Origin of the sequence: Amycolatopsis sp. La24, assembly GCF_029087445.1 — a bacterium.
Taxonomy (GTDB): domain Bacteria; phylum Actinomycetota; class Actinomycetes; order Mycobacteriales; family Pseudonocardiaceae; genus Amycolatopsis; species Amycolatopsis nivea.
Genome location: NZ_JARACH010000010.1, coordinates 134,930 through 156,262, shown reverse-complemented (window position 1 = coordinate 156,262; position 21,333 = coordinate 134,930). Strand labels below are relative to the sequence as shown.

Here is a 21,333-nt window from a genome sequence, read left to right as displayed (position 1 = left end):
CGGAGTTATGCGGCACCGGGCAGCTGTGCCCGACGGGGTGACGTTGTGCGGTGCCTTGGCCGGGCCGCCTGCCAGGTGGGGCGGAGTTATGCGGCACTTGGGCCGGGCAGTTGTGCCCGGCGGGGTGGGGTGGTGCGGTGCCTGCGCCGGGCCGCCCTGGCAGGTGGGACGGAGTTATACGGCACTTACGCCGGGCAGCCGTGTCAGCTGGGGCGGAGTTATGCGGCACTTGGACCGGGCAGCTGTGCCCGCCTGGGCGGAGTGGTGCGGCACCTGGACCGGGCCGCCGTGTCAGCTAGGGCGGAGTTATGCGGCGCTTGACCCTGGTTGCCGTGTCGCCCGGGGCGGAGTGGTGCGGCACAGGAGCCGGAACAGCCGTGTCGGCTGGGGCGGAGATGCGCAGTACCCCGACTGGGTAGCCGTGTCAGCGAGCGCCCACCTGTCCGAAGCACGCCCGAAATCGCGGCCCGTCCGTCTAGTTCCGTACGAGCCGGGTCGCCGTGACCCCGTTCGGGAAGGCCGTTCGCTCCGCCACCGAAAACACTGTCGGATCGAACCCGCCCTCCACCATTGGGATTCCCGCACCGGCCACCACCGGGTAGCTCTTCAGCACGATTTCGTCGATCTCCGGCAGCAGCGCCCCGGCGAGTTTGCCGCCGCCGCAGAGCCAGATGTCTTTTCCGGTTTCCTCCGTCTTCAGTTCTCTCGCCAGGCCGACCGGATCGCCGGGGACGACGGTTACTGCTGGGTCGAGGTCCGGTTTCAGGGTGCTCGACACGACGTACTGGCGAAGGTGCGCATAGGGACTGGGGACGCTCGGATCGAGCTGATGCGTCGCGCGGCCCATCAGGACAGTGTCGAAACGGCGGTTCGGGGCACCTTCGACACCGGCAGCGGCGCGGAAGGCGGTCGGGATGGTTTCCGGGTACAGCGTGTTCATGAATCCCATGTAAGCGGCGGTCTGCTGGGCGTCGCCTTGCGGGAAGAAGTCGAACTCGCCCGCGGGGCCGGCGATGCGGCCGTCGAGGGTGACTGCGATGTAGTACACGAGCTTTCGCATCTAGGAACTCCGTCTGTAGTACTATGCCTGAAGTGGTTTGAAACGTACTACTACAGCTGGAGTGGTGTCAAATGGTGCGGAGGAACGACCAGCGGCGGGCTGCGCTCGTTGACGCGGCGATCGAAGTGCTGGCGCGCGAGGGAGCGCGTGGGCTGACGTTCCGGGCGGTCGACGGGGAGGCTGGCGTACCCGCGGGCACCGCGTCGAACTACTTCGCCAATCGTGACGAGCTTTTCACGCAGGCTGGGGCTCGGGTGTACGAGCGGCTGCAGCCGGAGGACGACTCGCTGCCGCCGGGGCTCGGGGACCGGGAGTCGTATGCGCAGCTGATGCGTGAGCTGGTCGGTCGGATCGCGGCGTTTCGCACCGGGTATCTGGCGTTGCTGGAGCTCCGGCTCGAAGCCACTCGACGGCCGGAGTTGCGGAGGGTGCTGACGGAGCGGGTTCGGGACGACGTCGAGGGGAACGTCGCGTACCACCTGGCGTCCGGGCTGCCCGGCGACGCCACCGCGGTCAAGCTGCTGATTCTCGCGCTGAACTGGCTGATCGTCGAACAGCTGACCTTGCCGGACGTTTTCTCCGAAGCGGAACGGGAACACTTGATCACCGAGGCGGTCGAACGGATCATCGGCCCCGAATAAGGACTATCCGGGAGAAAAAGAACCGTTTCCCAGCCCGCTCTCGACCGCTAATTTAGGTTTGCCTATCGTAATCTGCGTGCAGTGGGCAGACGCGGTTCCGAACCTGATGATCGGCTTGCGCGAAGGGCTGGAAGCGGGCCTCGTGGTGAGCATCCTGCTGGCCGCGCTGCGCAAGATCCGGCGGCCGGAAGATGGCACAGCGGGGCCGGTTTCGACCGCTCCGGTGTGGCTGGGCGTGCTGGGCGCGGTGACCGTCGCGGGCAGTTTCGCCACAATTCTCACCTTTTCCACCGATGTCCTATCCTCCCGGGCGCAGCAGATCGTCGGCGGCTCTCTGAGCGTGCTAGCGGTATTCCTCGTCACCGGCATGGTGTTTTGGATGCGGCGTACCGCGATGGGGCTTTCCGCACAATTGCGCGGCGAAGTCGAACGCGCGGTGGCGATCGGCGCGGGCGCGCTTACGCTCACTGCGTTCCTGGCGGTCGGCCGGGAGGGCCTGGAGACCACGCTGTTCCTCTGGACGGCGGTGAAAGCGTCCGGCACCACGGTCGCGCCGCTGACCGGAGCGGCGCTCGGGCTCGGCCTCGCGATCCTGCTGTGCTGGCTGCTCTACCGCCGCGCGGTAAAGCTCAACCTCGGCGTTTTCTTCAGCCGTACGGCATTCGTGCTGATCGTCATCGCGGCGGGCGTTCTGTCCTATGGCCTCGGCGACCTCCAGGACGGAGGCGTGCTGCCCGGCCAGAGCTGGGTCGCCTTCGACCTCACCGGCGCGCTCGATCCGAACTCGTGGTGGGTTTCGCTGATCAGCGGCGTCACCGAGTTGACGCCCCGGATGACCGTTCTGCAGGTTACGGCCTGGCTCGGTTACCTCGCCGTCGTGCTCCCGCTGTTCGTCAAGGCCGGTCGGCAGCCCGTCGAGCGCAAGCCGGAAAGCGAACCTGCGCCGGCGGGGAAGTGGGAACGGCTCGCGGGCAAGCACACCGCGATCGTCGCGGGCGCGCTGGTGCTGGCACCGGTCGCGGTGGCTGCGTTGGTGATCGCCGTGCTTCCCCAAGCCGCAACGGGTTCCACAATCTCCGTATCCGAGCACGATTGCGCGCCGGAGTGGAAGTCCGCGCAAGCCGGGACGCAAAGAATCACGGTGACCAACAAAACCGCGAAGGCGGGCGAGATTCGGCTCGACGACAGCAGCGGCGGGATCGTCGCGGAGATCGAGACGATCGGCCCGGCCACAAGCGCCACGATGTCCGCGACGCTGGCCGACGGTTCCTACACCTTCCACTGCCTGATGTCCGGACAGGCGACCACTGCCTCGGCTCCGGTGCAGGTCAGCGGCGGGGCGGCGAACGACGGTCCGGCTCCGGTCAAGCCGGTCACCACTGAAGATCTCACCGGCCCGAATCAGAAATATCTCGCTTACGCAGCCCAGCAACTCGGCACGGTGTCGAGCGCGGTGGGCACGGTCCGCGCGGATCTGGCCGCGAACAACACCGATGCGGCGAAGAAGGATTGGCTGACCGCGCAGCTCGCGTGGGAGCGAGTCGGCGCGTCCTACAACAGTTTCGGAGACGCGGGTACCGCGGTCGACGGCCTGCCCAACGGGTTGCCCGCCAACACAGCTGATCCCGGCTTCACCGGGTTGCACCGCTTGGAGTACGGCTTGTGGCACGGTCAGGCTCCGGTGTCCCTGGTGCCGGTCGCCGACCAGCTCACCCAGGATCTCGCGGCCCTGCGCGGAAAACTCGCCACTGACGACGTCGCGGGCGATCCCACGAAGCTGCCGATACGCGCGCACGAAATCCTCGAAGACGCGATCCGCGATCATCTGTCCGGAATGGACGATCAAGGCAGCGGAACCGCTTACCCCGCAACGGATGCCGATGTTGATGTCACCCGCACGGTCCTGGCTGAGCTGACTCCGCTGCTCAACGAGCGCGCGCCCAATCTAGTCCAGACAGCGGAAAAGCAGCTCACCACGTTGCACGAGGCGCTGGTCAACCACGCGTCCACCACTCTCGCCCAGCGGCAGGCGGTGAACGGCGCGGCCGGAGCTGTCGTCGAAACGCTGTCCGCGGTGCCCACTCTGCTCGAAGTTCCCCCGAGCCACTGATCGGCTGGTGAATCCCGAAGTGACGAACGTCAATCGCCGCAACTTCCTGAAAGGCGCGGCCGCCGGAGCGGCAGGCACCGCGCTCACCGGAGGCGTGCTGATCGGCGGCGCCCAGGCCGACGAACGCTCCGCCGGCGCGGTGCCGACCCCGGCGACGGAGTATCCGTTCCACGGTGCCAACCAGTCCGGTGTGCTCACTCCGGCTCCGGCCGAAAAGCAGGCATCCGCCGCCTTCGTGGCATTCGACCTGCTCAGCGGCTCGAAGACAGACCTGATCGCGCTCCTGCACACGCTCACCGACCGCGCCCGGTTCCTCACCGCCGGTGGCACGCCGCCGAATCTGGGCGTCGGACGGCCGCCGTCGGACAGCGAGGTGCTCGGCCCGTCCGTCGTCGCCGACGGTCTCACCGTCACGGTTTCCTTCGGCGCGAGCCTCTTCGACCGCGTCGGTCTCGCTGCGCGAAAACCGAAAAAGCTGACCCCGATGAAGATCTTCCCGGACGACGCGCCGGAAGCCGCCTGGATGCACGGGGACCTGCTGATCCAGTTGTGCGCCAACAATCCGGACACCGTGCACCACGCGCTCCGCGACCTCACCCGGCACACCCGCGGCGCGATGCAGCTGCGGTGGAAGATGCACGGCTACAACCCGCCGCCGCGGCCGTCCGGCGCGGGCCGGAACCTGCTGGGATTCAAGGACGGCACGGCGAACCCGGTCGGCGGCGAGGCGAGCGGGCTGGTGTGGGTCGACGATCCGGCCGAACCCGCGTGGGCGCGCGGCGGCAGCTACCAGGTAGTGCGACTGATCCGGATGCTGGTCGAGTTCTGGGACCGGGTGTCGATCAACGAACAGGAGAAGATGTTCGGCCGCCGCCGCGATTCGGGCGCGCCGCTGGACGGCAACGCCGAGACCGACAACCCGGACTACGCCGCCGACCCGAAGGGCGCGGTGATCCCGTTGACCTCGCACATCCGCATGGCCAACCCGCGCACGCCCGCCACCGACAACCAGCGCCTGGTCCGCCGTTCCTACAACTACGACCTCGGCGTGGACGCGAACGGGGAACTCCAGGCCGGGCACGTGTTCGTCTGCTATCAGCAGGACGTGCGGCGGCAGTTCGAGACGGTGCAGCAGCGGCTGGCCGGCGAACCGCTGGTGGACTACGTCCAGCCGTTCGGCGGCGGCTACTTCTTCACGCTGCCCGGCGTCCGCGACCAGGCCGACTGGTACGCCAGCGGACTGTTTGGTTAGGCTAACCTTGCTTCGAGTGGTCGAGGTGCGGTGCAATGAGGTATGGACCTGTACTCGATCGGCGAGGTGTCGGCGCGCTTCGACGTGCCGGTGTCGACGCTGCACTACTGGGAGAGCTGCGGCCTGATCGAGCCGCACCGCCGCTCCGGCTGGCGGTTCTACGACCGCGACCAGCTCTACCGGATCGCGCTGATCCGCACCTGGCGCGAAACCGGCCTGCTGAGCCTCGACGACATCGCGGCGCTGCTCGGCGTCCACGGCCAGTCCGACGACTGGCGGAGCACGGTCACTGCCCGGATCGAGTCGATCCAGGAACAGGTGACTCGACTGCTCGACGCGCAGGCCTATCTGCACCACCTCATGACGTGTCGGCACGACGGTCCTCTGGACGAGTGCCCTGGGTTCCGGGCCGGGGTGGAGCTGCCGGTGGCCAAGGCGGCCAAGTAGTCGGTGCCATCGTGGCACCGGATTTTTCCGAGGTGGCACCACTCTCTGACCTGGGGTTTCGCTAGCTGCAGTGCCATAGTGGTGCCAAATTGAGCCATGGTGGCTTGTGGTGGTGCCAAGCGTGTGCCATAGTGGTGCCATGGACTTGACCACGTACGTAAGCAACCTCGGGCGGGAATTCGCGACGCTGGCCGAGGCCGGCGGCGAAGAGGGACGCGCGCTGGTCGAGCGGCTGACCGGATCGCTCGAATCGGCGATCCGGATGACTCTCCTGGACACCCTGTCCGGCGCCGTCGACGAGATCACCCGGGACCTCGCGCCCGGCTCGGTCGAACTGCGCCTGCGCGGCCGCGACCCGAATTTCGTCGTGACCGCGCCGCCCGCCGAACCCGCTCCGGCTCCGGCTCCCGCGGCGGAACCGGCTCCGGAGGCCGAACCGCTGTTCTCCGAGGACGGCCCGTCCGCGCGGATCAACGTGCGGCTGCCCGAGCAGCTCAAGGCCGCGGTCGAGGAGGCCGCCGCCAAGGAAGGCCGTTCGGTCAACGCCTGGCTCGTCCGGGCGGCCACCGCGGCGCTGCAGCAGCGGCCCGAACGCGAGCAGCGGTTCGACCCGCCCGGCGGCACGTTTTCCAAGCAGAGCTTCACCGGCTGGGTCCGATAGCTCTCTCTTTTTCGCGTACTCCTTCACCCGTCTCTGACCTGCGGAGACGGCACACCTATCCGAAATGTGGGGACAACCATGCCTAAATTCGACACGCCCGACCCGATTTCCGTCACCCTCGACCTGGGCGTCGGCCAGGTCCGGTTCGCCGCGAGCGACCGTGCCGACACGGTCGTCGAGGTCCGGCCGACCGACGAGGCGGACTCGTCCGACGTGAAGACCGCGAAGCAGGTCCGCGTCGACTACAGCAACGGCACGCTGCACATCACCGGCCCGAAGATGCGGGCGTTCGACTTCTCCCGCAAGACCCGCTCGGTCGACGTGACGGTCGAACTGCCCACCGGCTCGCGGGTCACCGCCGAGGTGCAGGCGGGTGCGTTCCAGGGCACCGGGCAGCTCGGACAGTCGCGGTTCAAGACCGCGGCCGGGAACGTCAGCCTCGACCGCACTGGTCCGCTGCGCGTCGACACCTCGGTCGGGCACGTGACGGTCGAAGGGGTCGCGGGCGACGCCGAGGTCTCCACGTCGTCCGGGAAGGTTCGGCTCGGGCAGATCGACGGGACCGTGGCGGTCAAGAACTCCAACGGCGAAACCACGATCGAGTCCGCCGGCGCCGAGGTCCGGGTGCGCGCGGCCAATGGCGACATCACCGTCGAGCACGCTGGTTCCGGGGTCGACGCGAAGACGTCCAACGGGGCGATCCGGCTCGGCGAGGTCGTCCGCGGTTCGGTCCTGCTCGAGAGCGCGATCGGCGACCTGCGTATCGGCATCGCCGAGGGCACCGCGGCCTGGCTCGACGTGAAGACCAACTTCGGCCACGTGCGCAACCAGCTGGAGACGTCGGCCGGCGCGGGCGAGTCCAAGGAGACCGTCGAGGTCCGCGGGCACACGGCGTTCGGCGAAATCGTCATCCACCGCTCCTGACTCACATCTGAGGGGAAACCTATGTCCAGCAACCATTCCCGGCCCGCGATCGCCGCGACCGGACTCCGCAAATCCTTCGGCGACCACGTCGTGCTCGACGGCATCGACCTCACCGTCGCCCGCGGCACGGTCTTCTCGCTGCTCGGCGCGAACGGCGCGGGCAAGACCACCACGGTGAAGATTCTGTCCACTTTGATCAATGCCGACGCCGGCGCGGCGCAGGTCGCCGGGTACGACCTCCTCGCGGAAGCCGACGGGGTGCGGGCTTCGATCGGGGTCACCGGGCAGTTCTCCGCCGTCGACAATCTGCTGACCGGCGAGGAAAACCTGCTGCTGATGGCGGATCTGCACCACCTCGACCGGACCGCCCGGCGGCAGCGCACGGCGGAGCTGCTCGAACAGTTCGATCTCGTCGAAGCGGCGAAGAAGCCGGTGTCGACGTACTCCGGCGGCATGCGGCGCAGGCTCGACCTGGCGCTGACGCTGGTCGGCAGCCCGCAAGTGATCTTCCTCGACGAGCCGACCACTGGCCTCGACCCGCGCAGCCGCCGGGCGATGTGGGAGATCGTGCGCAAACTGGTGGCCGACGGGGTCACGATTTTCCTTACCACGCAATACCTCGAAGAGGCCGACGAACTGGCGGACCGGATCGCGGTGCTCGACCACGGGCGGATTGTCGCTGAGGGCACGGCGGAAGAGTTGAAGCGCCAGATTCCCGGCGGACACGTTCAATTGCGCTTCGAGGAAGAGGCGGACCTCGCGGAGGCGCAGCGTGCGCTGAGCGAGGCGTCGCGGCAGCACGACGCGCTGGTGCTGCGCGTGCCCAGCGACGGGAGCCTGCAGTCGCTCAAGGCGTTGATCGACCGGCTCGACGCGTTGCCAGTGAAGGTCGGCGAACTGTCCGTGCACACCCCTGATCTCGACGACGTTTTCCTTGCCCTGACTGGCAACCCCACTGACGAAAAGGTGACTTCCCGATGACTGCTCCCGTTCTCGCCGGCCCGGATCTGCGGTTCCACCCGGTGCGCGATTCGCTGACCATGCTGCGCCGGAATCTGAAGCACATGCTCCGATATCCGTCGCTGACGATCATGCTGGTCGGCATGCCGGTCGTGTTCCTGCTGCTGTTCGTCTACGTTTTCGGCGGCACCCTAGGCGCCGGGTTAGGCGGGGCGGGCGGAGGCAGAGCCGAGTACGCCAACTTCGTCGCGCCGACGATTCTGCTGATGACCATTACCGCCACCGTGCAGGGAACGGCGATTTCGGTGGCGATGGACCTGACCGAGGGGGTCATCGCCCGGTTCCGGACCATGCACATCGCGCGGGTTTCGGTGCTGACCGGGCATGTGCTCGGCAGTGTGCTGCAAGCGTTGTTCGGGCTCGTGGTGGTCACCGGGGTCGCGCTGCTGGTCGGGTTCCGGCCCGCCGCCGGAGTTGGTTCGTGGTTCGCGGCGGTCGGATTCCTGGTGGTGGTGGCGCTTGCGCTGGTGTGGCTGTGCGTCGCGCTTGGACAGGTGAGCAAGAGCGTCGAATCGGCGAGCAACACGCCGATGCCGTTGCTGCTCCTGCCTTTCCTCGGCAGCGGCTTCGTGCCGACCGACTCGATGCCGGGTGCGCTGCGGTGGTTCGCCGAGTACCAGCCGTTCACGCCGATCATCGAGACCCTGCGTGCGCTGCTGCTCGACAAGCCGCTGGGCAACCACCTGTGGTTCGCGCTCGGCTGGTGCGCCGTGATGGGCATCGGCGGCTATCTCTGGTCCAAGAAGCTTTTCAATCGCGAATACGCACACTGAAGGGGGCATGGGGGATGACTGGCGAAGAGATCGTGCAAGGGGTTCCGATGGGGCGGGCGCGGGGATGTCCGTTCGATCCTCCGCCGTCGCTGACCGCGGTGCGGGACCGGGCTCCGCTGGCGCGGATGGCGTTCCCGGACGGGCACGTCGGCTGGCTGGCCACCGGACACGCGGAGGTCCGGGCGATCCTGGCGGACCAGCGGTTCAGCAGTCGGTACGAACTGTGGCACTACCCGTTTCCCGGGATGGAGCAGTTCCCGGAATTGCCACCGGCTCCGGTGGGGGACATGACGGGGCTCGACGCGCCGGAGCACACGCGGTTCCGGAAACTGCTGACGGGCAAGTTCACGGTGCGGCGGATGCGGTTGCTCAGCGACCGGGTGGCCGAGGTCGCTGACGAGTATCTGGACGCGATGGAGAAGGCCGGGCCAGGGGTCGATCTGCTCGAAGCTTATGCATATCCGGTTCCTGCGGTGATGATTTGCGAACTGCTCGGGGTGCCTTATTCGGATCGGGCTTCGTTTCTGGGGTATGCCGCGGCGATCAGTGATGTTGATCTTTCCGAAGCGGAGAGGATGACTGCTTATGGACAGCTGCAGGAGTATGTGGCTTCGCTGGTACCGGCTAAGCGGGCCGCGCCCACGGACGATTTGTTCAGCGACCTGACCGGCAGCGATCTGACTGACGAGGAATTGGCTGGGCTGGGGACGTTCCTGCTGGCGGCAGGCCTGGATACCACGGCGAACATGCTGGCGTTGGGGACTTATGCGTTGCTTCGCCATCCGGAGCAGTGGGCGGCGGTGCGGGATGAGCCGGAGGCTGCTGGCGGGGCGGTTGAGGAGTTGATGCGGTATCTGTCCATCGCGCATACCGGGGTGCGGAGTGCGCTGGAGGATGTCGAGGTCGGCGGGCAGGTTATCCGGGCTGGGGAGTCTGTGGTGCTGTCGGTGCAGGCGGCTAATCGGGATCCGCTGAAGTTCGAGCGGCCGGATAAGCTCGATGTGCGGCGGGGCGCGGTGGGGCATGTCGGGTTCGGGCATGGGATTCATCAGTGTTTGGGGCAGCAGTTGGCTCGCGTGGAGATGACTGTGGCGTTGCCTGCTCTGGTGCGGCGGTTTCCTGAGCTGCGGGTGGCGGGGGAGGTTGTTTTGCGGCCTGAGTTGCAGAATATTTACGGGGTTTCGCGGTTGCCGGTCGCCTGGTGAGTTCGGGTCGGTCGTGGTTGCGTTGGCTCCCTCGCTTTTGATTGTTTAACACTGGCTCGGCGCTATCAAGGGCGCCTTCGGCGTCGCTTCGCGATGACCGCTGGCGCGGCCACCCTTGACAGCGCCGAGCCAGTGCTAACTGCGGCGGGGGCGAGGGGATGGGGGTGGAGTGGTCGTCTTGGTGAGTTGCGGGGGACGGGATGGCCTTGGCGCGACCGAGGTGTCGTGAGGGGGTCCCTGAGGGAATCAGATTCCCTCAGGGGTCCCCTCACGGACATTCGCAGGGGCGTGCAGGACGGCGGGCTACGCGCGTAGGCATCGCTCGCGTGTGCGGGTCGGCTGCTCGGGGACGACAACGGGCGCTTCTTTCCTCAGGTCGGGGCGGAATTCGAGGCGACGGGCGGCGTCCGGCGGGGGAAGATCGGAAGCGCGGAGTGTCAAGTAATGGACTGTGTACCGTTCGTAGGGTTCGCGCGGCGCAGGCTCGCGGAGCTGCTTCGGTGAAGCTGGCACCTATACTCGGGCGTTGTGACTGAAGGGTTCTCGCAGGTGCTGGAGCGTTGCCGGGCGTTCCTGGAGGAGCGGCAGCCGTCGACGCCGTGTCTGGTCGTGGACCTTGACGTGGTGCGCGGGAACTGCGAGCGGCTTGGGCGGGTGCTGCCGGAAGCGCGGATGTACTACGCGGTCAAGGCTAATCCGGCGCCGGAGGTCGTGCGGGTTCTTCGGCAAACGGGCGCTGGGTTCGATGTCGCGGGGCGCGAGGAGATCGAGTTGTGTCTCGCGCAAGGGGTGCGGCCCGAGTTGCTGTCTTACGGCAACACGGTGAAGAAGGCTCGAGACATCGAGTTCGCGCATCGCGTGGGGGTGCGGCGGTTTACCTTCGACAGCCTCGAGGACCTGGAGAAGATCGCGGAGTTCGCGCCGGGGGCGACGGTCTCGTGCCGGATTCTGGTGGACAGTCCTGGATCGCAGACGCCGTTCGGGCGCAAGTTCGGCTGTGCTCCCGAGATGGCGGTCGACCTGCTGGTTCGGGCGGCGGGGCTGGGGCTGGATCCGGAGGGGGTCGCGTTTCACGTTGGGTCGCAGCATGTCGATCCGCGGGCTTGGGAAGTCGGGATCGCTGCCGCGGGCGAGGTGACTCGTGCGGTTGCGGAGCGCGGGGTTTCCTTGCGGGGGTTGAATATCGGCGGTGGGTTACCCGTTGGCTATCGGGCTGAGCCGCCTTCGTTGGAGGAGTACGCGGCGGTTATTCGCGATGCGGTGGGGCGGCATTTCGCGGTGGCGCCTGAGTTGTCGTTCGAGCCGGGGCGGGCGGTGGTGGCGTCGGCTGGGGTGATTCGCAGCGAGGTCGTGCTGGTGTCGCGCAAGTCCGCGGCGGACGAGAAGCGTTGGGTGTATCTCGACATCGGCCGGTACGGCGGGCTGGCCGAGACGGAGAACGAGGCGATCGCGTACCGGTTGGTCACCGCGCATGACGGCGGTCCGGATGGGTCCGTTGTGGTTGCGGGGCCGACGTGCGACGGGGACGACGTGCTTTATCAGCGCACGCCGTATCGGTTGCCGTTGGCGTTGCGGGCTGGGGATTACGTCGATATTCCGGACGCTGGAGCGTACACGCAAAGCTATTCTTCGGTGTCGTTCAACGGGTTTCCGCCGCTGCGGTCGTACTTCATCGGCGGGGAGACCGGCGGGGTCGGGGAATTCGCTGGACGGCATGTGCTGGCTGAGTTCTCCGGGGTGTCCGCGGAGTTGCTCGACGATCCGGCGTTTCTGTGCGAGAGCTTGGAACGAGTGCTGGACAAGGCCGGCGCGACGGTGTGCGAGCTGACGTACAAGCAGTTCGAACCGCACGGGGTGACGGCGATGGCGTTGCTGTCGGAGTCGCACGCTTCGATCCACACGTATCCGGAGCGCGGGTCGGCGTTCGTGGATGTGTTCACGTGCGGGCACAAGGCGGATCCGGAGCAGGCGGTTCAGTTGTTGCGGGACTTGCTCGGCGCGAGCGTTTCGCGGGTCACCACTATCCACAGAGGACAGGAAGACAGTTGAACATCGAGGAACCAGTCGGTGCGGGACTGACCCGGACGTGGCACGTCTCGGACGTGCTGGTCGACACGCGGACTGCCTATCAGCACCTGGTGATCGGCAAGACAGCGCAGGGGATTTCGCTGTTCTGCGACGACGAGCGGCAGAGCACCGAGTTCAGTCAGCTGGTATATCACGAGGCGCTGCTGGTTCCGGCGTTGCTGCTGGCGTCCACTGTGGACCGGGTCTTGGTGGTCGGGTCCAGTGAAGGCGTGGTGTGCCAGATCGCGGCCGAGGCGGGGGCGTCGGTCGATCACGTGGACATCGACGCCGAGGCGGTTCGGCTGTGTGCGGAGCATCTTCCGTATGGATACACGTCGGCTGAGCTCGCTCGGGCGGAGCGCGGCGAGGGGCCGGTTCGGGTGCATTACGTCGATGGGTGGGAGTACGTCCACACCTGTGCGGAGAAGTACGACGTCGTGCTGGTCGATCTTCCGGATGAGCAGGACGGCACCGATGCTCAGCACAATCGGTTGTACGGCAAGGAGTTCCTGGAGCAGTGCCGGTCGTTGCTGACGCCTGGCGGGGTGGTCGCGTACCAGGGCGGGTGCCCGACGTTGTGGCGGAACTCCACCTTGGTGAAATGCTGGCGCCGGTTCGAGGAGGTCTTCCCGACGCCGGTTTACTTCGGGTCACCGGAGCACGAATGGGCGTTTTTCTTCGGGACGGACGTGGAAGCGCCGCTGGAGACCATGGTGGCGCGGTTGGAGACGCTGCCGTACCGGCCGGTGTCGGTCGACGAGCTGACGTTGCGCGGGGCGACGGTTCCGCCGATCAGCCTTCGCCGGTGACGGATGTGTGGACGTTCGCGCTGATCACTCCGGACGGAGTAGTCAGTGACGCGTTCGATTCCATTGTGGATCTGGTGCAGCGCAATGGCTTCGTCGTGGTGACGGGTCGGGTGCTTCAGCTGGATCTGCCGTCGATGATGCGGGTGTACCGGGCGTCGGAAGCGGTTGATCTGGAGAACGACCCGTTCGCGCAGCTTTACGGCTCCGGAGCGGCGTGTTTGCTCCTGCTGCATCGTGCCGACGGGGACGCTTGCGCGACGTTGACGCGCTGCAAGGGCGCGACCCGGCCGGACGCTGCGGAGCCGGGGACAGTGCGGTACCTCGGGGAGAACGTCATCCTCAATCTCCTGCACTGCCCGGACGATCCAGCCAATGCGCTGCGTGAACTGTCCATTTTGGTCGGTCCGGAGACTGCTGAGCGGTACCGTGCGGAGGCGGTGTCCGGCGTGCTGCGCGGGGCGGCGGCGGTGCGCGCTTCCCGCGACCCACGGCTGGGAGGCGATTTCCTACCCCGCGGCGGTCAATCGCATCCGGCGGCGGATCGCGCAGCAGTTCGCGCCTGCTGATGCGGGCCTCCGAGCCGCCCTGGAAGACGAGCATCACCAGATCGCTGAGTGTCGGACCAGTAGCGAACGTCAGCGGGCAGCGGAGCGGGCGAATCCGGCGATCCAGCGGCGGCTCACCACTCTCGGCCTCGGAGAACTAGCCGGAGTGCCGCCGGAACAGGCTGTGCTTGCTGAGCACCGCATCTTCGTTTCGCAGCTCGAGAGGCTGGTCATCGACACGCACGACACGTGATCAATGCCCGGAGAACCACCCCGGCAGATCCAGCCTTGCCGACTCCGGCGAAGCGACCTTCCGCAGATCCTCCTCCATCGACCGCAGCCGCCCGGCTCCCAAGGTCTCAGCCCACTCAGCCCGCAGCTGGTCGAAGATCTGTGCGGACTTGGTCAGGCAGTCGAGACCGTGGTCGGTCAGGCGCACCAGCATGCGGCGGCCGTCCTCGGGGTCGCGTTCTCGGTGGACGTATCCGAGCCGCTCCAGGGTGTCGATCGTCTTGCCCGCGGCCTGCTTGGTGACCCCGAGCGTGCGGCCCAGTTCCACGGCGGTGGTCCCGGACGGGCCGATTGCCTGGAAGACGAAGCCGTGCATCGGGCGCAGGCCGGGGTGGCCCTGCTTCGCCAGCTCGGCGTGCAGGTCGTCGATCAGGCTGCGGAAGGCGAACAGCAGGCGCAGCGGCAGCTCGTATCCGGGTGGATCGCTTGACATAGGTAGACAACCTCGTTGACTATATGGACAACCTGATTGTCTATCTTAACGGGGAGAGCAGCATGACAGTGATCCGGGACAGCCGTCGGACCGAGACGCCCAACGCGGTGATGACGACGTTGGCTTCGCCGACGCAGGGCGGCAGTCAGCAGGCGGTCTGGAGAGTCGAGATGGCGCCCGGCGCGGTCGGGCCGGTGCACGCGTTCGACACCGAGCAGGTGTGGACGATCCTCGGCGGCGCGGCGGAGATCACCGTGGGCGGTGTCGTTGAGGCGGTGCAGGAGGGGGAGACGGTGGTGCTGCCCGCGGACGCGGAGCGGCAGGTGCGGGCGGACGCGCGGAGCGGCATGGTGGCGATCGCGTGTGCGCCGGGGAGCACGCGGGTGTATCGGACGGGTGTGGTGCCGGCCTGTGCGACGGCGGACGGGGACAAGATTCTTCCGGGCTGGGTCGCCTGAGCTGTGGCGGGCGTCACGGAATGTTCGGCGATCTTGGGCGCTACAACGGATATGTCTGCTCCCACTACGCCAGAAGAGTCCGCCGCGGTCGTTCCCGTTCTGGACGACTTCGATTTCCCGCTCGTCGACGGCGCCGCCTGCCGGATCGACGACCCGGACTGCGAAGCCTGCCAGTAACACCGCACGCACGGAGGAATCCGCTGCGTGACAAGTGGTAACAACACGAGTGACCGGTCGGTGACGGCTCGGGAAACACGGTAACTGCCGGCCCTTCCGGCAGTTACCGTCATTCTCGTGCCGTTGACATTGATCAAAGGTCAGTTCCGGGTCGTCGGGGCCTCCCCGGACGGGGATTCGGTCCGGTTCTATCCCGACCGCGCCGACGCGTTTTCCGCCGCCAACCTCAAAGTGCGGACCAATTCCCGCGGCGGGGTGCAGTTGCGCCTCGACGGGATCGACGCGCTCGAAACGCATTACCGCCCGAGGGTCGCCGGGGCCGAGTTGTGGCGTCAGCCCAAGGAACTGGCGGACGCCGCCGGGGCGGAACTGTTGCGGTACCTCGGTTTCACGAAGATCGAGCGCGACGAAGGCGGCCGCGTTTCCACCAGTACGCCGGGGGAGACGAGCGGGCACATCCTGACCCGGTTCGCCGACAAGTACGGCCGTGCGGTCGCGTTCGCGTTTCCCGGGCAGCGCGCGGGGCGTTCCACGGACGGCGGGAGCGTGCACCTCGACCCGAAAGCGCTGAAGGCGTCGGCGAATTTCCGTCTTCTCGAAACCGGGCTGGCGTATCCGACGTTCTACTCCAAGCTTTACCCGGATCTCCGGCAGGCGATGTCCGACGCGGCGGTCGCGGCGCGCACTGCGGGCAAAGGCGTGTGGGAGCACGACGTCACCACCAAGGGGTTCCGGCTGCGCAGTCGCGCCCAATTGCGCGACGATGTGGTGCTTTTGCCGAAACTGTTCCGCCGTTTGGCCGATTACCTGAGTCTCGACGAAACTGACGGTGTCTCGCTCGCCGGGTTCGCGGATTACATCGACACCCGCAACGACCGGCTTTTCACCATCCCGGACGGGCACGCGACGGAACTCCACACGCTCCTGTCCGTCCGGCGGCAGACGCTGAAGCTCACGACTCCGCCGGAGCAGATCGTGTTCGAAGAGGCTTGACCGGCTGCCGCAGCACGGTCTTCAGCTTCTCGGGCGCGGTGCGGCGTGGGTCGCTCAGGTAAATCTCGTGGTGGTCGCCGTTGAAGGTCAGCTCGTGCGCGGGCAGGTATTCGTCGTGGAGTCGGTGCAGCGTGGGCGTTTCGTCGTCGTACGAGCCGAGGTGCAGGATCTGGACGCTCGTGCCTTCGGTCAGCGTGCGTAGCCGAACGCTGGTGAGGGCGGGGTTGTCCTTCTTCTTCGCGACGGCTTCGGCGGCTTCCCGGACCATCTCCTCGGTGACCCAGTCCGGCTGATTGATCATCATCGTCCAGTCCCACTTCGCTTTTTCCCGAGTGAGGAAGACGGTGGGGTCGTCGGCGCGCCACAGCCCTTCGAGCGGTCCGACGACGACGTCCCGGCCGAGGGTTTTCTTGCTGGCGAACTTCACCGAATACGCGATTCCGTACAGCGCTTCGACGGCGTTTGTGTACTCCGGCGCGGTGTTCGGGTCGCCGTGGCCGTCGACGGCGAGGTACTGCAGCGCGGGGACGTCGACGACGGTGAAGTCCTTCGACGGCGGCGCGTACAGCGTGCGGTGAGCCTTCTTGACGTCGTACTTCTCCATCGCGGTCTCCTTGGCGAGGACGCTCTCGGTCCAGGTGAGGTCGGCCGTGAGCATCGCTTCGCTGTAGTCGAAGATCGCCGCCGCGGCGTCCGGCAGGGGTTCTTGGCGGGCGCGCGTCGCTCGGACTTCGGCGAGTTGTGCGCGTACCGCGGCGAGCCGGGCGGTCAGGCCGGAATGCACTTCCGCGTCCGGCAGGCCCGGGCTGTTGGCCATCGCGATGAGGACGCGCGCGTGGACCGGCGTGAGGGTGGTGAGTGCTTCGCGGGTGGCGTCCGCGCAGAGTTCGACGCCGGACGGCGTGGCTTGGAAGGTCGCGCGCGATTTCCCGGAGCGCGGGCCGCCGGTGGCTTCGATCAGGCCGCGTTTGGCCAGCTTGTCGAGGACGTAATAGATCGAGGAGAAGCCGAGCGCGGTCCAGGCGCGGATGCCGCGGTCCTCGATCACCCGCTCCAGTTCGTAGCCGTGCCGGGGTTGTTCGACGAGCAGGCCGAGGACGGTCAGTTCGGCGTCGGTGAGGGCGGGCACGCCAGCTATTCTAGTACTAGAATAGCTGAGCCTCCAAGACCGCGACCTCCGGTGCCGGGTCGAAGCCGTGTCCGAGCAGCCAATGGACCACCCGGAGGCTGCGCAGCGACCACCACGCGCGGAGCACGTCGAGGTCGATGTCCGTGCCGTAACCGGCGACGACGTCGGCGAGATGTTCCTGGTGGGCGAGGGTCAGGGCAGCGAGGTCGAAGAGGGCGTCGCCTTGGGCGGCTTCAGACCAGTCGAGGACGCCGGTGACCTCGTCGCCCTCGACGAAGATGTGGGCGACCTGCAGATCGCCGTGGGTGAACACCGGGGTCCACGGCCGCAGCGCAGCCTTGGCGAGCTGGTGGTTGCGGGTGACCAGGTCGGCGGGGAGGGCGTCGTTCGCGATCAGCCACGCGCATTCGCGGTCGAGCTCCGCGGCGAGTTCGTCGGGGTCCCAGCCGGGCGACGGCGGCAGCGGCGCCTCGTGCAGTTTGCGGGCGGCGGCTCCGGCAGCGGCCCAGGCCTCGGGCGACGCGGTCGACGGTGTGCCAGGACGGCCCAGTTCGCGTCCGGGCAGGGCGGCGAGCGCTAGCACGGGCGGCTTCCGCCACAGGATCTCCGGCGTCGGGACCGGGGCCAGCGCCATCGCCGCGACCTCGGCGTCGGCGCGCGCCTGATCGGTGTCGACCTTCAGGAACACGTCGCCGACGCGCAGGGTCGCGCGTTCGTGGTGGGCGACGATGACTTCGACTTCCTCCATGGCCGCGATTGTCACGAAGACGATCACTCGCGTCGCCCCATTTTCCGGCGCGCCGCGGCGAGTACCCCCAGCACTCGCCCCTCCCGCGGAGGCTGTCCGCCCGGCCCCACCGCCGCCGGCCCGGAGGCCGGCGACCAGGTCCCCACCTCGGGGGCCGGACGTGGTTCCCACCCTGCCCGGCGCCGTCCCCAAGCTGTCCCCGGTCTGTCCTTTCGATCTTCGCGGTGCCGGTGACCTGCGCGGGTATGCTCGTAACCCGGAGCGGAGGAGGGAAGTCGCGGAATGGATTTTCGCGTGCTCGGAGCGCTGGAAATCCAGGACGGGACCGACCGGCTGACGTTGCCCGGCGCGCGCCATCGCCGCGTGCTGGCCTGTTTGCTGCTGTCGCCCAACTCGGTCGTCCCGCTGCCGAAGCTGATCGAGGCGACGTGGGACGGTGAGCCGCCCGCGACCGCCACGAAGCAGATCCAGAACTGTGTGTCCGTGCTCCGCGAGCGGCTCGGCGATCCCAAGCAGAAGCTCATCGTCACCGACGGCTCGGGCTACCGGATCACGGTCGACAATCTGCAAGTCGACTGGCTTCGGTTCACCGACGCCGTTGCCGCCGCTCGGCAGTCGGCAGAGGGCGGAGCGCTGGCGGACGGGGTCGAGAAGATCCGGTCGGCGCTGCGGTTGTGGCGCGGTCCGGTGCTGGACGGGTTGGACGCCGCGGCGCTCGCCGGGCGGGCGGCGCGGCTGGAGGAGCAGCGGCTCAACGCGGTGGAGCTGTGCATCGACTGGCAGCTGAAGCTCGGCCAGCACCGCGAGGTCGTGGACGAGCTGGGGGAGATCGTCGAGGAACATCCGCTGCGGGAACGGCCGTACGCGCAGCTGATGCTCGCCTTGGACCGCAGCGGGCGGCAGGCGGACGCGCTCGCGGTGTTCCAGCGGTTGCGGACGCAGCTCGCTGAGGAACTCGGGGTCGATCCCGGTGCCGAGGTGCGCCGGTTGCACGAGCAGATCCTGCGCGGGGAGACCGAAGAGCCGGTTGTCGTGGAGCAGGTGCAGCCGGAGCAGCCCTCGAGTCAGCTCGATCGGGCGGCCGAGGAACTCGCGGCGGCGATCGTCCGGCAGTGGACCGCCGAGACCGAGATCCGCTCGCTGCACCGTCCGGAGCCGGTGCCGCTGACCTGGACGAGCACCGAGCGTCCGGTGGCCGCGGCCGCGTCGGCGGTGCTCGGCCGGCCCGGCGACCCGGAGCGGCTGACGTTCAGCGGCGATCTCACCGACGTCGTCGCGAAGTTCCGGCAGGTCCCGGCGCGGCAGCTGGTCGTGCTCGGCGAGCCGGGCGCGGGGAAGTCGGTGCTGGCCATCCTGCTCACGCTGGGGCTGCTGGCCGACCCGCCGCCGGGCGAACCGGTGCCGGTACTGCTGCCGCTGTCGTCGTGGAATCCGCGCGAGGAACACCTGCACGGCTGGCTCGCCCGACGGCTGGTCGAGGAGTATCCGGGCCTGGCCAATACCGGCGCGTACGGCAAGGGAGCGGCGCTGCGGCTAGTGCTCGAAGGCCGGGTCATCCCGGTGCTCGACGGTCTCGACGAGCTGGCTCCCGGACTGCACACCGCCGCGATCGACGCGCTGGACCAGGCCGTTTCCGGCGGTCGTCCGCTCGTGGTGACCTGCCGCAGCACCGAGTACGAATCCGCGGTGGAGCAGTCCGGGACCTTTCTGTCGCGCGCGGCGGTGGTGGAGATCGAACCGGTCGAGACCGAGGACGCGATCGACTTCCTCACCGCCCGGCAGCGCTTCGGCGAAACCCGCTGGGACCCGGTGGTCCGGCAGTTGCGGCAACATCCGGAAAGCCCGCTGGCGCAGGCACTTCGCACGCCGCTGATGGTCGACCTGGCCAGGACGGCGTACGCGCATCCGTCGACCGATCCCGGCGAACTCTGCGACACGACGCGCTTTCCCGACCGCGCGGCGATCGAGGGACATCTGCTGGACGAGTACCTGCCCGTGGTCTACACCTCGCGACCGGCCCCGCCCGCCCGGCTCGACCGGCCGACCCGTCCGCGCGATTACCCGGCGGAGCAGGCGCAGCGGTGGCTGAGCTTCTTCGCCAGGCAGCTGGAACGCGACCGAAGCCGCGATCTCGCGTGGTGGCAGCTGGATCGTGCGGTGCCGAGGCTGGTGCTGGGACTGTGCCTCGGGCTGCCGCCGGCGTTGCTGTTCGCGCTGACCGGCTGGATCGCCGCGGGTCCGGTGATCGGGGCGATCTACGGGCTGTCGTTCGCGGTGGCAGGTTGTGTAACGCATACAGTCGGCAGCCGACCGGGGCCGCTTCGGGTGGAGGCGCGGTTCCGCGGTACTGCGGGCCGGTTCCTGCGTCGGTTCGCGGTCGGGGTGCTGATCGGGGTGTGCCTCGGGTTGGCCTGGTCGCTGTCGATCGGGGTGATCGCCCTGCTCGCGCTTGTGTTCGGGCTGGCGATCGGAGTGCACGTCTGGCTGGATACGCCGCTGGAGGCGAGCCGCGTGTCGAGTCCGGCGAGCGTCCTGCGCAACGACCGCGCCGCGACGTTGTCGTTCACCTTGTCCTTCATCGTCTCGCTGGGCCTGTTCTACGGGATGGCGTTCGCCTTCACGAAGGAAACGCGGTTCCTCGGCGTCTTCAACGACCGTTACGACCTGGCGCTGGCCTTCGCCGGCGGGCTGGCGTCGGCGTTGCTGGGCCGGTTTTTGGTGCGGAGTCCGGGAAGCCTCGCCTACGGCATCGCTGGCGTGATCATCGGCGGCCAGGTCTTCTCGCGGGCGTCGAGCACGGCACAGGCGGTGGCGGCCGGGCTGATGTTCGGGTTGGCCGTGGGGCTGAGCGTGTGGATCTCCCGGGCTTGGGGCGCGTACACGTTCAGTCGGCTGTGGCTGGCATCGCGGAAGCGAATCCCGGTGGATCTGATGGGTTTCCTCGACGACGCGCATCGCCGCGGCGTGCTGCGTCAGGTCGGCGAGGTCTACCAGTTCCGGCACGCGCGGTTGCAGGAACGGCTCGCGGCGGATCCGGGTTAACGCTGCAATCGCGGGTCTTGCGATGGGTCCGCGTACATCGGCGGGCAGCCCTGGTCGATGGCTTCGGGCCGCAGTTCGTAGTGCCACGGTTCGTTGCGGTAGATCTGGCACAGTCCATACGCGGCACCGTGTTTCGACAGCCACGCCGTCGCCGCGGAGGGGCCGAGGTCGATCGCGTTTCCCAGGACGTGCGCGGACCGGTCGGCGGTGGCTACCCAGCGGGCGGCTTCCTGTTCCGAGCCGTACTTCGCGATCGCCTTGTGCCGAAGCTGATTCTGATACGCCGGGGAACGCCAGCCGCTGTTGACGCGGAATTCGACGCCGTCGTTCGCGGCGTCCTTCGCCGCTCGACGCAGCGCATCCAGGAAAACCGGGTCGAGATTGGCCACGGCCGGAATCTCGGCGAACACCGTGGTGCCGGGCGGGACGGCTCCGTCGGCCTCGCTCAATGCGCCACGACGGCGAAGCACCTGGCGGACGGTTCGCCGGAAAACGGCGAGAGCCGGGCGTCGTGCTGATTCGCTGCGGGTCATGGCGTCCAGCCAAGG

Annotated in this window: 21 protein-coding genes and 1 pseudogene; 17 read left to right on the top strand and 5 right to left on the bottom strand. The window is 67.9% G+C overall.

What is annotated here, in order from left to right; all coding sequences use genetic code 11:
• Window positions 1–475: 475 nt before the first annotated feature.
• The gene (locus PUT80_RS13630) at window positions 476–1,060 is read right to left on the bottom strand and encodes a dihydrofolate reductase family protein (RefSeq protein WP_238608050.1); all 585 of its coding nucleotides are present in this window, start codon (window positions 1,058–1,060) and stop codon (window positions 476–478) included.
• Between the two features lie 71 nt (window positions 1,061–1,131).
• Between PUT80_RS13630 and PUT80_RS13625 the strand changes: the two genes are divergently transcribed.
• The 13 genes and pseudogenes from PUT80_RS13625 (at window position 1,132) to PUT80_RS13565 (ending at window position 13,535) form a co-directional block, all read left to right on the top strand.
• Window positions 1,132–1,701: a TetR/AcrR family transcriptional regulator gene (locus PUT80_RS13625; protein WP_043839390.1), complete on the top strand. Its 570-nt coding sequence runs from the start codon at window positions 1,132–1,134 to the stop codon at window positions 1,699–1,701.
• A gap of 76 nt (window positions 1,702–1,777) precedes the next feature.
• A complete protein-coding gene (gene efeU / locus PUT80_RS13620) occupies window positions 1,778–3,811 on the top strand; it encodes an iron uptake transporter permease EfeU (RefSeq protein ID WP_275292157.1) in 2,034 nt (677 codons plus the stop codon).
• A 19-nt stretch (window positions 3,812–3,830) separates the two neighbouring features.
• Window positions 3,831–5,063 carry an iron uptake transporter deferrochelatase/peroxidase subunit gene (gene efeB / locus PUT80_RS13615; RefSeq protein ID WP_275292156.1) on the top strand — a complete coding sequence of 411 codons (1,233 nt, stop codon included), beginning with the start codon at window positions 3,831–3,833 and terminating at the stop codon, window positions 5,061–5,063.
• A 42-nt stretch (window positions 5,064–5,105) separates the two neighbouring features.
• A complete protein-coding gene (locus PUT80_RS13610) occupies window positions 5,106–5,510 on the top strand; it encodes a MerR family transcriptional regulator (protein ID WP_037812083.1) in 405 nt (134 codons plus the stop codon).
• A gap of 139 nt (window positions 5,511–5,649) precedes the next feature.
• On the top strand, window positions 5,650–6,171 hold the full coding sequence (locus PUT80_RS13605; protein WP_275292155.1) for a YlcI/YnfO family protein: 522 nt from the start codon (window positions 5,650–5,652) through the stop codon (window positions 6,169–6,171).
• A gap of 78 nt (window positions 6,172–6,249) precedes the next feature.
• Complete coding sequence (locus PUT80_RS13600; protein ID WP_037812081.1) at window positions 6,250–7,095, top strand: DUF4097 family beta strand repeat-containing protein; 846 nt, start codon at window positions 6,250–6,252, stop codon at window positions 7,093–7,095.
• A 21-nt stretch (window positions 7,096–7,116) separates the two neighbouring features.
• Window positions 7,117–8,076, top strand: a complete 960-nt coding sequence (locus tag PUT80_RS13595; RefSeq protein WP_275292154.1) for an ATP-binding cassette domain-containing protein — start codon at window positions 7,117–7,119, stop codon at window positions 8,074–8,076.
• Window positions 8,073–8,888: an ABC transporter permease gene (locus PUT80_RS13590; protein ID WP_043839379.1), complete on the top strand. Its 816-nt coding sequence runs from the start codon at window positions 8,073–8,075 to the stop codon at window positions 8,886–8,888. The genes PUT80_RS13595 and PUT80_RS13590 overlap by 4 nt, the downstream gene beginning before the upstream one ends.
• A gap of 14 nt (window positions 8,889–8,902) precedes the next feature.
• The gene (locus PUT80_RS13585) at window positions 8,903–10,093 is read left to right on the top strand and encodes a cytochrome P450 (RefSeq protein ID WP_275292153.1); all 1,191 of its coding nucleotides are present in this window, start codon (window positions 8,903–8,905) and stop codon (window positions 10,091–10,093) included.
• Window positions 10,094–10,621: 528 nt separating this feature from the next.
• A pseudogene (locus tag PUT80_RS13580) lies at window positions 10,622–11,689 on the top strand (type III PLP-dependent enzyme); the annotation flags it as partial.
• Window positions 11,690–11,764: 75 nt separating this feature from the next.
• A complete protein-coding gene (speD, locus tag PUT80_RS13575; protein WP_275292167.1) occupies window positions 11,765–12,142 on the top strand; it encodes an adenosylmethionine decarboxylase in 378 nt (125 codons plus the stop codon).
• Window positions 12,139–12,969, top strand: a complete 831-nt coding sequence (locus PUT80_RS13570) for a spermidine synthase (RefSeq protein WP_275292152.1) — start codon at window positions 12,139–12,141, stop codon at window positions 12,967–12,969. The genes speD and PUT80_RS13570 overlap by 4 nt, the downstream gene beginning before the upstream one ends.
• Window positions 12,966–13,535, top strand: coding sequence for a nucleoside-diphosphate kinase (locus PUT80_RS13565; protein WP_275292151.1), 570 nt, complete (start codon window positions 12,966–12,968; stop codon window positions 13,533–13,535). The genes PUT80_RS13570 and PUT80_RS13565 overlap by 4 nt, the downstream gene beginning before the upstream one ends.
• A 232-nt stretch (window positions 13,536–13,767) precedes the next feature.
• Here PUT80_RS13565 and PUT80_RS13560 read toward each other — a convergent pair whose 3' ends face one another.
• Window positions 13,768–14,238, bottom strand: coding sequence for a MarR family winged helix-turn-helix transcriptional regulator (locus PUT80_RS13560; protein ID WP_238608040.1), 471 nt, complete (start codon window positions 14,236–14,238; stop codon window positions 13,768–13,770).
• Window positions 14,239–14,300: 62 nt separating this feature from the next.
• On the opposite strand from PUT80_RS13560, the gene PUT80_RS13555 reads away from it, so the two are divergent.
• The 3 genes from PUT80_RS13555 (at window position 14,301) to PUT80_RS13545 (ending at window position 15,866) form a co-directional block, all read left to right on the top strand.
• A complete protein-coding gene (locus PUT80_RS13555; RefSeq protein WP_238608039.1) occupies window positions 14,301–14,696 on the top strand; it encodes a cupin domain-containing protein in 396 nt (131 codons plus the stop codon).
• Between the two features lie 51 nt (window positions 14,697–14,747).
• Complete coding sequence (locus PUT80_RS13550) at window positions 14,748–14,873, top strand: hypothetical protein (protein WP_255409804.1); 126 nt, start codon at window positions 14,748–14,750, stop codon at window positions 14,871–14,873.
• 117 nt (window positions 14,874–14,990) lie between these two features.
• Window positions 14,991–15,866, top strand: a complete 876-nt coding sequence (locus tag PUT80_RS13545; RefSeq protein WP_275292150.1) for a nuclease — start codon at window positions 14,991–14,993, stop codon at window positions 15,864–15,866.
• Here PUT80_RS13545 and PUT80_RS13540 read toward each other — a convergent pair.
• Both PUT80_RS13540 and PUT80_RS13535 read right to left on the bottom strand, forming a co-directional pair.
• Window positions 15,826–16,995 carry a GyrI-like domain-containing protein gene (locus PUT80_RS13540; protein WP_275292149.1) on the bottom strand — a complete coding sequence of 390 codons (1,170 nt, stop codon included), beginning with the start codon at window positions 16,993–16,995 and terminating at the stop codon, window positions 15,826–15,828. The genes PUT80_RS13545 and PUT80_RS13540 overlap by 41 nt on opposite strands.
• A 16-nt stretch (window positions 16,996–17,011) precedes the next feature.
• Window positions 17,012–17,743: a phosphotransferase gene (locus PUT80_RS13535; protein ID WP_275292148.1), complete on the bottom strand. Its 732-nt coding sequence runs from the start codon at window positions 17,741–17,743 to the stop codon at window positions 17,012–17,014.
• A gap of 282 nt (window positions 17,744–18,025) precedes the next feature.
• Here PUT80_RS13535 and PUT80_RS13530 point away from each other — a divergent pair, with 282 nt between their 5' ends.
• Window positions 18,026–20,785 (top strand): BTAD domain-containing putative transcriptional regulator, encoded by a 2,760-nt coding sequence (locus tag PUT80_RS13530; protein ID WP_275292147.1) that lies wholly within the window; start codon window positions 18,026–18,028, stop codon window positions 20,783–20,785.
• Here PUT80_RS13530 and PUT80_RS13525 read toward each other — a convergent pair.
• The gene (locus tag PUT80_RS13525) at window positions 20,782–21,318 is read right to left on the bottom strand and encodes a M15 family metallopeptidase (protein WP_275292146.1); all 537 of its coding nucleotides are present in this window, start codon (window positions 21,316–21,318) and stop codon (window positions 20,782–20,784) included. The two genes, PUT80_RS13530 and PUT80_RS13525, sit on opposite strands and share 4 nt — an antisense overlap.
• Between the last annotated feature and the right edge of the window lie 15 nt (window positions 21,319–21,333).

Bases quoted from the DNA above. Each gene is read 5' to 3' on its own strand.
- PUT80_RS13625 (WP_043839390.1), top strand. From the start codon at position 1,132: ATGGTGCGGAGGAACGACCAGCGGCGGGCTGCGCTCGTTGACGCGGCG.
- PUT80_RS13560 (WP_238608040.1), bottom strand. From the start codon at position 14,238: ATGTCAAGCGATCCACCCGGATACGAGCTGCCGCTGCGCCTGCTGTTC.
- PUT80_RS13595 (WP_275292154.1), top strand. From the start codon at position 7,117: ATGTCCAGCAACCATTCCCGGCCCGCGATCGCCGCGACCGGACTCCGC.
- PUT80_RS13585 (WP_275292153.1), top strand. From the start codon at position 8,903: ATGACTGGCGAAGAGATCGTGCAAGGGGTTCCGATGGGGCGGGCGCGG.
- PUT80_RS13630 (WP_238608050.1), bottom strand. From the start codon at position 1,060: ATGCGAAAGCTCGTGTACTACATCGCAGTCACCCTCGACGGCCGCATC.
- PUT80_RS13610 (WP_037812083.1), top strand. From the start codon at position 5,106: ATGGACCTGTACTCGATCGGCGAGGTGTCGGCGCGCTTCGACGTGCCG.
- PUT80_RS13600 (WP_037812081.1), top strand. From the start codon at position 6,250: ATGCCTAAATTCGACACGCCCGACCCGATTTCCGTCACCCTCGACCTG.
- PUT80_RS13535 (WP_275292148.1), bottom strand. From the start codon at position 17,743: ATGGAGGAAGTCGAAGTCATCGTCGCCCACCACGAACGCGCGACCCTG.
- PUT80_RS13550 (WP_255409804.1), top strand. From the start codon at position 14,748: ATGTCTGCTCCCACTACGCCAGAAGAGTCCGCCGCGGTCGTTCCCGTT.
- PUT80_RS13525 (WP_275292146.1), bottom strand. From the start codon at position 21,318: ATGACCCGCAGCGAATCAGCACGACGCCCGGCTCTCGCCGTTTTCCGG.
- PUT80_RS13590 (WP_043839379.1), top strand. From the start codon at position 8,073: ATGACTGCTCCCGTTCTCGCCGGCCCGGATCTGCGGTTCCACCCGGTG.
- PUT80_RS13605 (WP_275292155.1), top strand. From the start codon at position 5,650: ATGGACTTGACCACGTACGTAAGCAACCTCGGGCGGGAATTCGCGACG.
- PUT80_RS13530 (WP_275292147.1), top strand. From the start codon at position 18,026: ATGGATTTTCGCGTGCTCGGAGCGCTGGAAATCCAGGACGGGACCGAC.
- PUT80_RS13555 (WP_238608039.1), top strand. From the start codon at position 14,301: ATGACAGTGATCCGGGACAGCCGTCGGACCGAGACGCCCAACGCGGTG.